This is a genomic window from Enterobacter chuandaensis, assembly GCF_003594915.1.
Lineage (GTDB): Bacteria > Pseudomonadota > Gammaproteobacteria > Enterobacterales > Enterobacteriaceae > Enterobacter > Enterobacter chuandaensis.
This window is the reverse complement of sequence record NZ_QZCS01000014.1, coordinates 15,023-28,311: the sequence shown is the minus strand read 5'-3', so window position 1 is coordinate 28,311 and position 13,289 is coordinate 15,023. Positions and strand designations below refer to the sequence as shown.

Here is a 13,289-nt window from a genome sequence, read left to right as displayed (position 1 = left end):
AAGCGCCGGTTTATTACATCAGGCTCAGCTCATATCTGGCCTGCTGGCACCCGTCCTCCCAGTCCTGTTCATTAATACATGCGGCCAGAGAACGGACTGAAGAGGCCACATCCTTATAAACCGCTGAATGCCATTCCTGAGGTTTCAGATCATAAAGGGTGAATTCATAGCCAGCCCAGCCAGCAATGATGGTCATTCCCTGCCCCTCCGGAAGTGAACCAAATACATTCAGATAGGCCTTCGCCACCATCAGCTCGCTTTCCAGATGGATAAGCGACCAGAATTCAGCTGAGTAATCTGCACGTTCATATATCTGATGCATCATGATGGACAAACTCCTTTGAAATTAAGGACGCAACGCTCGCCGCAGACAGGGCTGCGTCAGGCGCAGTCATGCGAGGAAGCGTAATTACTGGTAACTGACAGAAAGCACCGACGCACCCTGCCCGGAATGAGCACGGTTAAAAATCAGCTGTGAGGGAGAACGGCTGCGACGATCGCCGCAGCCGCGGGTATTACATGATGCCGACGATGGACTTGGCCAGCTGCGCTTCCAGGACAGGTTTTGCCTCTTCAAACTTGAGGTTCACCTTGTTGGCGTTGGATACCACGCGAGTCTGGTATTTAGCACGGTTGCCCTGCTCCGTGCTGGTCTGCAGCTTAATACCTGACGTGCCCTGTTTCAGGGCGGCAATATTGTCGGTAGTGACGGCCGCTTTGCTGCGCTCGGAGATTTGCAGATCGGTCACCATCGTGTAGTTCACGTCTTCAACCATTGCATCTGCAGCCATACCAATCAGCCCGGTGGCCAGCCCTACACCCAGCGTTGCGCCAGCTGACGACGAGTTATACGCCGTAATACCCGCGCCCAGTGCCGCACCCATTGCCGCACCTTCATACCCGGTCTTGAGGAACCCCTGGGCATCGCGCAGATCCATTTTTTCAGCTTTCAGTACGTTTGCCTGAATCCAGTAGTAGGCCGTGTCCGGAGAGCTGGAGACGCGGTAGCCTTTCGCGGCCAGTTCATTTGTAATTTGTGCCTGCAGACCAGACATGTCCTTGTCAGAGGTATTACGGATCTGCAAATAAATAGTCTTCTCTGATGATGGCTCCAGCCAGATGGTTTCACTCATCTGGGTTTTGACATCAAGATTACGTTTCTTCACCGCTGTGGACATGGCACCACAACCAGACAGAGCGAGAGTAGACGCGATCAGACCAACAACGGCTAATTGTTTTAATTTCATGAATTCATCCTGTGCATAGAAAAACGTCCCCGTTAGCGAGATATAGCTAACAGAGACGTTATAGGCTGATTTGAAAGGGAATTTAGGTTAAATAGATGGTTTGCTTAGATTACTATAAAAATTAAGGGGGCCAATGCCCCCTTACTCTCAGTATCCCCGGTTAGGGTCATACGTATTTGAAGGTTCGTTAAAGTTTGTTCCCCAACTGTTTCCGTGTATATCCAGGCCAGAGATGCCACCAACCATTGGCATTCCTGATGCTGGGTTCAGCGTTATTCCATTACTGAACGAATCGTTGAAGGAAGTATTTAAAGGAACAGGGGTTATACCGGCATCCTGGATACTCATTTGGCTGCTTGAAAAGCTGATAATTTTGTTGTCACTAGCGCTAAGACGTTGAGCCTCATTATCTGGTAAAACATGAGCTATCCCGTTCCGGATAACGTATATCCGCCCATTATCTTCATCCTTAAGAAGGGTATTATCCTTGTAAGTAATAGGCCGCAATACTGCTCCCACTAGGATAAAAGCTATTAACGAGTGAACAGCTATGCCTGCTATTAAAGCACTTTCTGTATCATTACCTACAAATGCCATCAGGAAGGTTAGCAAGACTGCAAGCACCCCGTTACTCAGGATAGTTGCTTTTAAACCCATCCCTCTTTGGCTGCTTCGTAACTTCCAAAAGCAGAGCAGATAGATAGCGCTGGGGATAATTGATAAGAGCATGCTCTTAGCCATAAATGGCACGTCAAAAAGTACCTGCATGCTTAAAGAATAAGCTGCATAAATGCCGATTGGAATGAAACAACAATAAGCACTTACTTTTTTGTTCATTTTACCCTCCAGTTTTCTTCCTTAATTCTGCCACTCTCTGTTGCAGTTCATCTGGTTGGAGATCATTAAACGGATTGAGTTTACTTGATTGATCCAGTTCAGCTTCGGCACGACCAAGCTTGAATCGCCCTTGACCGATTAAGTTTTCTCCTTTCAGGATATCACTGGATGCCTGAACAGTGGATTGTTTTTTATCAATTTCTCCAGCAGATTCGTTGATTTTATGCTCATTTTCAGATCTTTGTTCCGCCACTCTGCGCTGTAATTCATTCTGGGGACCAAAACCCTGAGTAGAATGTTCATGCAACTTAGCCTGATTTTCTTTGTAGGACTCCTGCATAGCATCACCACGTACTTTTTCGCCGCCAACATTAATTCCTGAACGGCTATGAGTAACTTCACTCTCCTGGCCATACGTGTTTCCTTTCTCCCTAATGGCTCCTGAATGATGGAACTCCGGGTGCGATTCTGCAATGTGACCGGTCCTTTCATCTGCAGTGGTGCGTCCACCGGCAACAACCATGCCTGCCGAAGAGGTGATATTACCCGAGCTGCTTCTCTGTCCGGCTGCTTGTCCCTGATGAACAGTTGACTGCTCCATACCCGGCGAAACAGAATCGTCTGTTCTGGCAGAATAATTCCCACCCTGCGGGCCTCCATATTCAGCGCCCTGAGTCGTTCCGTAAGTCTGGGCACTGCCAACACCTCCCGATCTATGAGCACCGCCATCCTGAGAGCTGTAACTGACTCCAGCATTATGACCAGATGAACCTGATACCTCTTGACTGCCACGCGCTGGCTGAACGATATGCTCCCCACTGAATGCTGCATGTTCCTGACCGCTGGTAAGATCTGAACGCCCCTGCTGATAATCCCCCATGATTTCTGGTTTGAGCCGTTCATTTACGAACTCCATCGCCGCTTCGCGCGCCGACGGCGCACTTGTCAGCATGGACTGTGCCTTATCGCCGTATTTATTGGCCGCCCAGTCCACAAACTCCTGTGTATAGTTCGTATCGAGGCTTGCACTCTGGTTCTGAGCAACGGTGGCCATCCTGCTGAACTCGCTACTCTGCGTCGAACTGGTGGTGTACTGATGGTACTGGCTTTCAGCATCATTAAGCGTTGCAGCCAGCTGCTGAACATTACTGCTTGCAGCATTCTCTGAATGATTCGCGCCATCGGTGATACGGCTACTTTTAACCATATCCATCCCCTGGCGGAAGTCATTAACTGCCTGGCTGTTCTGATCATGCCGCATATCTTGCGAATGGGAATCTGAATTCTGGATTCCTCTTGAGCTGCCCGTCGAATGCCGCAAATCTCCTGATATACTTCCTTCAGCACCTAACTTAACAACACCCAGATTAAGCCCCCCTCCGGCCGTTCCTTTAATGCCTGCAGATATAGACCCCTGATTACTGATATCCATCAGTTTGTTATAGGCTTCCTGCGTCGAGATGTTGTTCGCTTTCGCATAACTTTCAGCGGCAGACAACATCATGCCAGCACCGCGTGTTGCATTAGTGGCCTGGCTGTTTTCGCTGCCTTTGATCAGGCTGTCGCTGGTACCGGTCTGGTTAGAACGCTGGGACAGCTGTGACCAGCCACTGGTGACGCTGTGGTTGTAGCCATCGAGCGCCGTCTGCGCCTGAACCTGCGACTGGCGGGCTGACTCCTGGAAACCACTGCTGGCCAGCTGGCTGAGCTTCATGTTCACCGGCAGATTCGACATTGCACCCGAGCCGTCGATAACCGTATGGCCACCGGCCGTCTGAGTCTGCGTGGAGCCGTTATCCGCCTGCCAGGTTTGCTGACCCTGACGCTGCATCAGGTTGCTATCCATCTTGTTCTGGCTGACATTGTCCATCGACATGTTGTTAAACGACCAGTTTCCGTCCGCTGTGGTTGCTGCCACACCAGCTGACGTGAAGGCGCCCGAGCTGAGTACACTCCCTGCCACCTGAGAGCCCATCGCCGCAGCACCTTTGGTCAGATAGAACGACAGCACCGGAATGGAAAGGGACAGATACCCTGCCAGATTCGCCACGTCCGAATGCTGCAGCGCAACCACATCCTTGTTGGCCAGCACCAGGGGCGTGCCCCCGGACTGGCTCTGCAGCCAGTAGTTGGCGGCATAGTTAAGAATGGCGAACATCACCGGCCACATCTGGAAATAGATAAACCCGGAAACGTATATTTTCAGGGTGTTCAGGCCAAACATCGTGTGATTCGACGCGGCCAGCGCAATCATCAGCGGGAACAGGCACACCAGGATAAGCATCAGCAGGGACTGTGCAAACGGCAGCGTGCGGGTGGCCAGCTCGTTACCTGCAGCCCAGGCGAGACGCTGTTTTGTAGCCGCGTTCTCGGTGGCCAGATTAAGCAGGTTAGCCGTGTCTGATGAGCGAGCGGCAAACCCCTTGATCCCCTGCCGTACTGCACTGTTCGTGATGTTGTTCTTCATGATCTGCGCAGCAGTCATACCACCGGAATAAAAATATCCGTAGCTTTCCCCCATAGCGTTGGCCAGAAGCGTCGCGCCATTCAGCTTGTTGCCGAAGACCTTTCTCGTCAGCCAGGTAAACGTCGCACTGCCCGGGTTGACGTCGGTATTGGCCAGCTTCTGTATCTCCGTTGCGGCCTGCTGACAGGTCAGGAACTGGCGTGAAGTGGAGGTCATTTTAAAGATGCCCCGCAGCGGGCTTGGGTTACTGGTTATCAGCGTCAGCGGGTCAGTGGAATTGAGCAGCTGATTGATGGTGTATTTACCATTCAGAAGAATGTCGCCGATCACACAGTTTTCCACGTAATCCGGCAGCATCTGCGCCAGCTCCGGGTTTTGCGTTGCGAAATCGCTGGTTTCCGCCACAATCTGCGAGCCAAACAGCATCCCGGTTTTGCTGTAGGTCACCGAGTCGGGTCTGGCCATCAGCATGTCGTAAACAGACGCCATCTTATACCCGATACTGGTCGTCAGCGACGCGATGGCTGCCAGGCCAACCGGTACGTTATCAGTAACCCAGACTGCACCTGGATCGGACAGGTCAATGACCTGCACTGAGCGTTTCGGTACCAGCAGGATGGATGTCAGGATCATGAAGACCGCCAGCCACTGGACGAAAACCATCGGGTTACGTTGTTTGATGAAAGTGAGCAGTACGGCCAGCACCCCAAAGGTGCCGGCAATACGCATTAACGTGTGGAAAGTATTCTGACCGACAAGGGTGACTACGGCGTCCAGCGCCGTTTTCCACATTCCCCCGCCATAAATGGTGTATATCTCAAGCATCAGCGATCACCCCAGTGATAGTTGCTTTGATAGGAGCCTGAAACAATGGTGGATACCTGCTGCTGCAGGTACTGCATGTTGCGGTCGATACCGTCCAGCGCGTTCTGATCAGCTGCGGACTGCAGCTTCATGTCGGCGAGAAGTCCCTGCGCATGAATAATGTTGTCGCGTAGTTTTGCGGCAGCTTCTTCAGGGAAGTTCTTGCCAGCCAGAGACAGGCTTGCCTGTTTCACCAGCTCCTGGAGGTACTGAATCATCAGGTCCTGGGCAATGAAGTCGGAAACCTGCAGAAGGTACGTGGCGCTCATCCCCATACTCTGGGCGTTAGTCAGATACTTCAGCACCGGTACAGAGGTGGTGTTCACAAAGCCTTTTTCCTGATCGGTCAGCGCAGTATCGTCGACCAGCTTGTTCTGCATTGAGAGCATCAGGTTTTTAACCAGAGTGACCAGAGCGTTGGACTCAGAAATCGTCAGATTGGTGACAACAGGTCCCAGGCAGAGGTCGGATTCGTCACATCCGTAGACCTTCGCCGTTCCCCCGCGCATCAGGACTTTAATCAGGTCGCGGTTATCAACCAGTGGCGTCAGAATTGTCACATCGCCATTCTTGTTGAAAATGATGGAGCCGACGGTACTCATGACCAGCTCCTTCAGCGCGCGGTCATTGCCGAGAAGTCCATTCTTACTGAGGGTGTCCCAGATAAGGTTTTTGTTCTTCAGCACCTGATCCTTCTCAGCATCACCGGCTTTAGCCGTGACTTTGTCGCCCTGTCCTCCGACGGTACAGCCCTGACGGGAAGCCGCCCAGTCGGAGAACATGTTGGTTTCGCCGGCAATGTCCTGACAGATTTTCTGCTGGGAGACCTGCGTCACTGGCCACAACCCGCCGATGATGCCCTGAGCAGCCTGGCATGAACTCATGTTCATGGAGTTAACATCACTGGCCAGTTTCTGCAGGAAGTCTTTAGCCTGCTTCAGCTCCGGTACCATCGTCTGCAGGGCCAGGTCGAAAGCATAGCCTGCGGCGTTGCTCATGATTTGCTTCACGAATCGCTGGATTTCCTCGCCGCTGATCATACTGAACGACCCGAGATAGGCATCGATACCGCCGCAGCCGGCGTTAAGGGAAGGCAGCTGCATCGAGATCAGCTGGACGTTTTTTACAGGGTTCCGGAGGTATACCGAGCCGCCGGAGAAATACCCTGCCGCCTGCCCCTGCCAGGCCTGCGCCTGAGTCACGTTGCCGCTGTAGCCCAGATTATTGAAGAAACCGTTCAGATCGCCGTTGACGTCCGCCTGAGCAGGCAGAGCAGCCAGGCCTGAGAAGAACACGACTCCTGCCGTAATAAGCGCCTTAATCATTTGGCACCTCCACAGCTTGCATATTCTTGCCTGCCGGGCTGTCAGCACGGTTAATTTTGCGGCAAAGATATCTGGCCAGACAGAGCCAGCCGCAGACGAGTAAATTCAACGCAATGAGCGCGATAATCGCGGCCAAAACGCCCCACAACAGGTACTGCGGATAGTGGATGAGAAGTGAGAGCATAAATTGTTCGGAGCGTTCAACGGACATCGCACTGAGCGTTGTGATGGCGCATTTCACGTATACCCTTTCGACTACGGCGGTAAAAATTAAGGCATAAAACAGTTTCAGGGTTAACAAATCCGTCCATTTTCGGGTTTCAGTATCCGCACTACAGTCTTTCACTATCGCGAAAGCCTGGTTCCGGATAAGCGTCTTCAGTCTGATAAGCCTCATGCAATCTCCTCCCGGGGTTTCCTGGCCAGGGTCTGCCGGCAGACGTACAACCCGGTAACTGTGAAAAAGAATCCGATGCTCAACGAGATGAGCAAAAGCACAGGGAAGTCCTGCAGACAGGTTGTCAGTTCAGGGCGATCCATGACGCTGACCACCCGGTGGGCCAGCACCCCATAGAACGCTGCGGACACAAGCAGCGTTACGCTGAATAACAGCCACACGCGCTCGGTACGCGATAACGCATACGTATTTGTCGTCATTTTGTAGTCCGTTTGTATTACTGAGGGGTGACCTGCGCGCTTGCCGGCATTGGCGGCAGCATCTTCGGATCGACGTTATCCATGTCTGCCTGAATCAGGCTGGCCATTCGGCTCTCAAGTGCGGGGATGTCCATCACGCCCTGGGTGAGTGGATAGGCTTTCAGGGTGTTGACGTTGACCATAAAGGCCGTCGGTGTCGCAATCGGCAAACCGTTTCCGAAGAAGGTGACAATCTCGTCTGCGATGGGAGAGTTAGGGTCAGTCTTACGCGGGACCATCGGGGTCGGATAAGATACGTCCCCGCCCCCGTCAAGGGTGTACGGATACACCCTGATAGCATGCTCATCGGCCCAGCCCTTCAGCAGCGGGTCAAACTTAGCGCTGTACTGGCAGTGCGCCTGCATAAAGAGCACCACGGCATAATCTTTCATGTTAGCCCGACGTCCGTCCGGCAGCGCCATCAGGCTGGCTGGCGCGGGTACGGGAACGGTGGAAGCGATTATGGCTGCAGCGTCTGCAGATGGCACCGTTTTTGTTGCTTCAAGCGCCATTAATTCCTCACGTGCACCGGCATTAGCCAGCAGGGGCAGGGATAACAGGAACGCTGTGAATACGGATTTAACGTTCATGATCGGCTTCCTTATGCGCCTGACCTCTTTCGTAACGGAACCAGCGATACACGGCATAAACCACCATGCCAGCCGCACCGGCCCACATTCCATTGCACAGCCATAAGAGCCCCTGCTGTGTATGCTCCACGGACCAGGTCATCAGCTCGCTCAGTACGCGCGCCATCGTGCCCCAGAAAATCAGTCCTGCGAGAATACCGGGTTTCATTCGAGTGTCTCCTTGTTCTGCCGTGCCAAAAGTGAATGCGTGTCTGGTGAAATGCGTTTCCTGGCGGCACGCAAGGCTTCACCGATGAGGGTAAAAAGTCTGTATGGCATAGGAATTTCTCAGGAATTGGGTTTAAAGCCGGTGGCCACGTTCAGGAATCGCTTAGACAGGTCATCCTGAGTCATGAAGCCGTATGACAGCGCGCGGTAATTCTTGCTCCGGGGGTCAACAAGGTAGAGCGCCGGGAAGTGCGTGATATTCATCGACCGGGACTGCCCGGTGTCCGGACGGCTCTGAGGCAGGGAAGCTGCCACCTGACCATCAACCGATACCGGGATAAGCGAAATACCGTTGGTTTTCGCAAAGTCCGCCACCACGCCCGCCATCTGCACGTCAATCGGGTCACTGCCCCGGTAGAAGTAGAACAGACCGTACTGCTGCGCCAGCTGCTCCACGGCGCTCTGCCGCGTCTGCTGGTCGCGGGTCTGCATAAACGGCGCCATGCTGTTGTAGTGCGGATACTCCAGGTTGTAGTCGAGGTCCGGATGGCTCAGCTGCGCCGCCGCAAAGGACTGGCTGAACATCGATGCCCGATCGGTCCAGAACTTTTGCCAGCGCAGGAACGTCGCCGTGTTTTCCCGAGAGGGGAACAGGATGGCGCGATTAAGCGCCTCCTGGGTGTATCCTTTCAGTACCCGGGCCTGCTCCATCGGGGACATTTTGCTGAGATCCGGAATGGCCTGCGGCGCAGGCTGTTGTGGCTTTCTGGACTGCTCCGGCGGCTTTTTGGGTTCGTTGTACCAGGACCAGCCGGTGAACGGTTCTGCCGGCGTCACAATTTCCTCGGCCAGCGCCATATGGCTCGTTAGCGCCATAAGCAGGCCACAGAGGACGCGCTTCATTTCCCACCTCCCTGCTGGTTCACCTGCGCTGCGATACGATCTTTTATAAGCTGAATCTGGGTACTTGTGTCCGGCACTTTCTGGTTTTTTATTAAATCCTCATAAAAGTCAGAGAAGTTGATTTTGTCGAAGTTGATTCGCTCCAATTCCTTTTCTGTCATACCCCGGCAGTTCGGACTGTCTCCGCTGCCGAACTTCACACCCAGTTGGTCGCGACGCCCCTGCTCCTGAATGATGCGGGCAAGCTTGCCGTCAAAGACGCAGTAGACCTGACTTTTCTGGATGCAGGCACCCAGCACCTGGCGGTCACACCGTTCGCCGACGCTGACGGTGATTTTCTTCGCCTTCGCCTTCCCTATAGCCTTTTCTTCATCATCACATGAGGCCAGACCGGCGCTTTGTCCCCAGCCTGAGTCTTTACAGCAGTTAGAGAACCCTGCAAAGGCCTTACGGCACCGCATGGCTTTACCCGTGAAAACTTTTACATCAATGGCGCTGCTGGCACCTTTTGCGTCTTCAGCTGCCGAGGCAAGACCTGCCAGTTTGGCCACCGCCGTATCAAAACCACTGCTTCCGGCACCATTGGTCTCATCACACTCACCTGACTTACAGATGTAATCGCCACCGCAGACCAGGCCGCCAGACTGATGTGTGGTCTGACACTGGTAGGTGTAGCTCATATGGGTACACTGCCCGTCGGTCGACTCGGTGCAGGTTGTTCCTGCCGCAGTACAGGACGGATTCGTCATCAGCGTTCCGCAGGTTCCCGTGGAGTCTGACGGTACGACATAGTTATCGGTGTACTCCCAGCAATCGCTGTAGACGTCATAGCTCTGACCATTGTTCACAATGGTTTTATTTCCGCCCGGAGAGGTGCAGGTTGACGTGGTTTTTTGCGCCTTCGACATATCCAGGCCACAGGATGAAGTCCAGTTCACTTCCGGGACAAAAGTGGTCTCGACCGCGTTCATGACGAGGACCAGCGTGAAACCTGACGCGCCGGACTGAAAGTCAGCTATTTGCTCCCGGATATGTTTTCTACAGACATCCTGCTTTCCGCTAACACATCCGGTGCTTTGATAGGAACCGGCAGGTAACGAGCCCCCCTGCGACAACGGTGTCCCCGGAGCGTCCGGCATTTCCCAGTTAAAAGCTTTTCCGACAATCGTCTGACTGACGCCCCACCAGGAGATTTTCCCGGCATTGACATCGCGATCCGCCCAGTAAAAATGCGCGCTGATCACCGGTCCTGATGCCGGCGCTTTAAAACTAAAACTTAAGGAAGTACCGTTATTCGTAAAAACAACATCGCCATTGGCCGCCGTCAGTGTGAAAGTTTTCTGCACTGTCGTGGTGGAAGTATGTCCGCCAGGTGTTGCCGTTCTTGAACAGGCTTCCACTGAGGCCACATCCTTATCGCAGGTATAATTTTCAAAGGTGGTTTTCGATACCGTCACCTCCTTACACTGGTTCGCGGTCCCGTTTAGCACACCGTCAGCGCCAGCTTCCGCATTTTTACCGATAGTGATAAAAGGTGCGTTCGGGTCGATGGCGGGCGTCGGGTTCGTTTTTCCGGAGTTGATAACCGACTGCGCTGCGTCATTACCCTGCAGAGCGGCCTGCCCTTTGTTGGCGAGCCCACCGTCACCGCCATCCACGCCGCCGTAATACCCTTTCTCCGGTGGGTTAGCGGTATAGCCTGGTATTGCCCCCGTGACGGTATCCGGATTTTTCAGGGCTCCCGTCCCGGCGGAAGCATTGCCCTTGCCAAAGCTCGCTCCCGCCTCAAAGGCAGGATCAGCTGCGCCAGCCAGAAGCGGGAAAAGCATCAGCACCGTTGAAAGTAGTTTTTTCATTTTGCGGCCTCCAGTAGATGGCGTGCCGTTGCCGCACAATCACCACTTTCTGCCACTTTTTCGAGAGCCTGCTGCAGGGGCAGACTTCCCCTGATGACGTCATAGTGGCCAGGGCAGGTCACCACCAGGGCGGGTACCGTGGTGATGTTGTACTGAGTGAACAACGTTGGATCGATTTGCACGCCAGCGTCCTTGTCCTCCTTACTCAGCTCAAACATTGCCGCCGCGGTCTGTCGCATGTCGTTATTAACCAGGCCGCGCAGCGTTGGCGGAATGTTGTAACGGCGGGCATCCTTCAGCATGGGCAGCAGACCTTCACGTGGAATACCGAGGCTCACAAAGTAAATAGCTGGGAACGTGTCTTTTTCCCCCATCTTGTTAGTCTGGGCTGCGATATCGCCCTGCAGGCGGTTAATCAGGTCCAGTTGCTGCTGCGGTAAGACGGGTGCGGCCGCCGGATGCCCCTGCTGGTCTTCCTTCATCGCTGTCAGCGCATCCTGCTGACCTTTGATCCAGCTATGGTCGGAGACGGAGATATCGGTCTGGGCGCTCGCCAGGGCCAGCGGCGCGAAAGCAATCATGACGCTGATCGTCAGCGCCCGGAGATAAGCGTTTTTCATTGTCATGTCCTTAAAGGAATACGCAGTTACGTTTGCGCCAGAAGAGGTAGCCGAAGTTCTTTTTGGAGGATGGAGAGTTATGCGTTGTGCCCCACAGCTGCGTGCTGGCCCCGAAGGGATGGCAGTTGCCCGGTTCGGGGTACATGTTCACCATCTGGTATCGCCATCGCTCTTTCGGGATGATCGGGGATGGATACTGGTTACATACGGCGACGTCCGCGCCCACAGAGTTCCATACCAGCCCCTCACGATGCATCTTGAAGGCCATTCGCTCTCCGACCAGCAGAGAGGCCTCGAGCGGAGAAAACTCACCGCTGGTAAAGCCTGTTAGCGGGTAGATAGAACCCTGACTACCTGCGCACCAGAACAGCGGCGACAGAGGAAGGCCAGCTGATGATGCGGCTGCGTCAGCAGCACAGGCCCCCTGAGCTATCAGGTTGCCGAACAGTGCTGCCTCGGGGTTAATCAGCATCGAGAGGGTGCTGTCATTCCAGAGAGGATCAACTTCGGAGAGATAGGCAATATCCATGTCGCCGGTCTGCAGACACCCCAGACTGGTGATGATGTTCAGCCAGAAAATCAGCGGGTATTTATACCAGTGAACATGGTAGAACGTGCCGGCAGCGGGCCGGTCACTCTGCCCTGCGGTTCCCGTTCCCGTTCGTCCGAGATCGATTTTAAAGCCGCCCATGTTGACCATGACGCCAGGCTCACGGGTTACGTCCACCATCGCCATTGGCTCCCAGAATCCGATGGCCAGACCGATACGATAAAACACACCATATGGACAAATCTGGATCGGCGAAGCCGGGTTGTTGGTATCCTTTTGTGGACCGGCGGCCAGCTGAATATTGCCGAGCGTCATCGGAAACAGGCACTTCCAGCAGACATCGCTTATCGGGTTAACCCAGCGGCCATCACCCGCGTTGCTGGCTGCGGCCGTTGCCTGAGCTGGCATCCAGGACAGCAGGACCAGCATCACGCCGGCAAGCCATGAGAAACGCTTCATTTCACCTCCCGCAGCCACACACAGACCGGGCCGTCCTCAGTGTCATGAATGGAGCCAATGAAACAGCCATCGCCCTCTGGCGCGGAAAGGAGCCAGTCAATGATGTTTTGTTTCCCTTTTTCCCAGTCGGCGATCACCTGGGGAGGCGCGTCGTTTTCCATCCAGCGGGTGGCGCAGGTCAGATTGTGCTGGCGCATCCAGTCGCCAAATTCAGTCTGTGTGGCCTTATCACTGGCGGGTGCAAAATAATGAGGGTGCGTCCAGAAGCCGTTGCGGTCACGGGTAACCGTCACCGGCCTGACAGGTTCAGGGTGAGTCATGGGGTATCTCCGGGAGTGCCGCAGCCACCGGACGGCGGAAGGGCTTAAAAAGGATCAGTGGTTATTGGCTTTACCGGCCGCTTTCATGATGATGGCCAGACGTTCTTCCTGGCTCATTTCGTACAGGGCAAGAATGGCGCCGCGCAGAACATGCGAGGGTTTGTACAGTGGATTATCGTTGAGGATTTCATCCATCTGTCGGGCCGAACCCTCATCGTGACGTACTGAGGTGACATTCCGGCCCTTTTCAGTAACAGGGTCTTTTTTCATGGCGTTACCTGGTCGGGGTTAATCGGAAACCGGGGGGGCATTCAGGCTGAGGCGGAGCGCAACGCAGTGAGCACCGAA

Annotated in this window: 15 protein-coding genes; all 15 read right to left on the bottom strand. The window is 54.1% G+C overall.

Annotated elements, in window-relative coordinates; all coding sequences use genetic code 11:
- Positions 1–13 precede the first annotated feature (13 nt).
- Entirely contained in the window at positions 14–325 is a 312-nt protein-coding gene (locus tag D5066_RS18380) for a hypothetical protein (RefSeq protein WP_032641146.1), read from the bottom strand.
- Between the two features lie 190 nt (positions 326–515).
- Positions 516–1,247: a conjugal transfer complement resistance protein TraT gene (gene traT, locus D5066_RS18375; protein ID WP_119916827.1), complete on the bottom strand. Its 732-nt coding sequence runs from the start codon at positions 1,245–1,247 to the stop codon at positions 516–518.
- Between the two features lie 147 nt (positions 1,248–1,394).
- Complete coding sequence (locus D5066_RS18370; protein ID WP_119916826.1) at positions 1,395–2,084, bottom strand: hypothetical protein; 690 nt, start codon at positions 2,082–2,084, stop codon at positions 1,395–1,397.
- Between the two features lies 1 nt (position 2,085).
- Positions 2,086–5,376 carry a conjugal transfer mating-pair stabilization protein TraG gene (gene traG / locus D5066_RS18365; RefSeq protein WP_119916825.1) on the bottom strand — a complete coding sequence of 1,097 codons (3,291 nt, stop codon included), beginning with the start codon at positions 5,374–5,376 and terminating at the stop codon, positions 2,086–2,088.
- Entirely contained in the window at positions 5,376–6,740 is a 1,365-nt protein-coding gene (traH, locus tag D5066_RS18360; RefSeq protein ID WP_047650730.1) for a conjugal transfer pilus assembly protein TraH, read from the bottom strand. Before traH ends, traG begins: the two co-directional genes overlap by 1 nt.
- Positions 6,733–7,137 carry a hypothetical protein gene (locus D5066_RS18355; protein ID WP_119916824.1) on the bottom strand — a complete coding sequence of 135 codons (405 nt, stop codon included), beginning with the start codon at positions 7,135–7,137 and terminating at the stop codon, positions 6,733–6,735. The genes traH and D5066_RS18355 overlap by 8 nt, the downstream gene beginning before the upstream one ends.
- Positions 7,134–7,397, bottom strand: coding sequence for a hypothetical protein (locus D5066_RS18350; protein WP_032641305.1), 264 nt, complete (start codon positions 7,395–7,397; stop codon positions 7,134–7,136). Before D5066_RS18350 ends, D5066_RS18355 begins: the two co-directional genes overlap by 4 nt.
- A 17-nt stretch (positions 7,398–7,414) precedes the next feature.
- Entirely contained in the window at positions 7,415–8,026 is a 612-nt protein-coding gene (locus D5066_RS18345; protein ID WP_119916823.1) for a type-F conjugative transfer system pilin assembly thiol-disulfide isomerase TrbB, read from the bottom strand.
- On the bottom strand, positions 8,016–8,234 hold the full coding sequence (locus D5066_RS18340; protein ID WP_119916822.1) for a hypothetical protein: 219 nt from the start codon (positions 8,232–8,234) through the stop codon (positions 8,016–8,018). Before D5066_RS18340 ends, D5066_RS18345 begins: the two co-directional genes overlap by 11 nt.
- 119 nt (positions 8,235–8,353) lie before the next feature.
- Positions 8,354–9,136, bottom strand: coding sequence for a type-F conjugative transfer system pilin assembly protein TraF (traF, locus tag D5066_RS18335; protein ID WP_119916821.1), 783 nt, complete (start codon positions 9,134–9,136; stop codon positions 8,354–8,356).
- Positions 9,133–10,992 carry a type-F conjugative transfer system mating-pair stabilization protein TraN gene (gene traN, locus D5066_RS18330; protein WP_119916820.1) on the bottom strand — a complete coding sequence of 620 codons (1,860 nt, stop codon included), beginning with the start codon at positions 10,990–10,992 and terminating at the stop codon, positions 9,133–9,135. Before traN ends, traF begins: the two co-directional genes overlap by 4 nt.
- On the bottom strand, positions 10,989–11,612 hold the full coding sequence (gene trbC / locus D5066_RS18325) for a type-F conjugative transfer system pilin assembly protein TrbC (RefSeq protein WP_119916819.1): 624 nt from the start codon (positions 11,610–11,612) through the stop codon (positions 10,989–10,991). Before trbC ends, traN begins: the two co-directional genes overlap by 4 nt.
- A 10-nt stretch (positions 11,613–11,622) precedes the next feature.
- On the bottom strand, positions 11,623–12,621 hold the full coding sequence (traU, locus tag D5066_RS18320) for a conjugal transfer pilus assembly protein TraU (protein ID WP_032656090.1): 999 nt from the start codon (positions 12,619–12,621) through the stop codon (positions 11,623–11,625).
- On the bottom strand, positions 12,618–12,941 hold the full coding sequence (locus D5066_RS18315; protein ID WP_119916818.1) for a hypothetical protein: 324 nt from the start codon (positions 12,939–12,941) through the stop codon (positions 12,618–12,620). The genes traU and D5066_RS18315 overlap by 4 nt, the downstream gene beginning before the upstream one ends.
- A 54-nt stretch (positions 12,942–12,995) precedes the next feature.
- Positions 12,996–13,211 carry a hypothetical protein gene (locus D5066_RS18310; protein ID WP_047650740.1) on the bottom strand — a complete coding sequence of 72 codons (216 nt, stop codon included), beginning with the start codon at positions 13,209–13,211 and terminating at the stop codon, positions 12,996–12,998.
- Between the last annotated feature and the right edge of the window lie 78 nt (positions 13,212–13,289).

Bases quoted from the DNA above. Each gene is read 5' to 3' on its own strand.
- D5066_RS18380 (WP_032641146.1), bottom strand. From the start codon at position 325: ATGATGCATCAGATATATGAACGTGCAGATTACTCAGCTGAATTCTGG.
- traT (WP_119916827.1), bottom strand. From the start codon at position 1,247: ATGAAATTAAAACAATTAGCCGTTGTTGGTCTGATCGCGTCTACTCTC.
- D5066_RS18370 (WP_119916826.1), bottom strand. From the start codon at position 2,084: ATGAACAAAAAAGTAAGTGCTTATTGTTGTTTCATTCCAATCGGCATT.
- traG (WP_119916825.1), bottom strand. From the start codon at position 5,376: ATGCTTGAGATATACACCATTTATGGCGGGGGAATGTGGAAAACGGCG.
- traH (WP_047650730.1), bottom strand. From the start codon at position 6,740: ATGATTAAGGCGCTTATTACGGCAGGAGTCGTGTTCTTCTCAGGCCTG.
- D5066_RS18355 (WP_119916824.1), bottom strand. From the start codon at position 7,137: ATGAGGCTTATCAGACTGAAGACGCTTATCCGGAACCAGGCTTTCGCG.
- D5066_RS18350 (WP_032641305.1), bottom strand. From the start codon at position 7,397: ATGACGACAAATACGTATGCGTTATCGCGTACCGAGCGCGTGTGGCTG.
- D5066_RS18345 (WP_119916823.1), bottom strand. From the start codon at position 8,026: ATGAACGTTAAATCCGTATTCACAGCGTTCCTGTTATCCCTGCCCCTG.
- D5066_RS18340 (WP_119916822.1), bottom strand. From the start codon at position 8,234: ATGAAACCCGGTATTCTCGCAGGACTGATTTTCTGGGGCACGATGGCG.
- traF (WP_119916821.1), bottom strand. From the start codon at position 9,136: ATGAAGCGCGTCCTCTGTGGCCTGCTTATGGCGCTAACGAGCCATATG.
- traN (WP_119916820.1), bottom strand. From the start codon at position 10,992: ATGAAAAAACTACTTTCAACGGTGCTGATGCTTTTCCCGCTTCTGGCT.
- trbC (WP_119916819.1), bottom strand. From the start codon at position 11,612: ATGAAAAACGCTTATCTCCGGGCGCTGACGATCAGCGTCATGATTGCT.
- traU (WP_032656090.1), bottom strand. From the start codon at position 12,621: ATGAAGCGTTTCTCATGGCTTGCCGGCGTGATGCTGGTCCTGCTGTCC.
- D5066_RS18315 (WP_119916818.1), bottom strand. From the start codon at position 12,941: ATGACTCACCCTGAACCTGTCAGGCCGGTGACGGTTACCCGTGACCGC.
- D5066_RS18310 (WP_047650740.1), bottom strand. From the start codon at position 13,211: ATGAAAAAAGACCCTGTTACTGAAAAGGGCCGGAATGTCACCTCAGTA.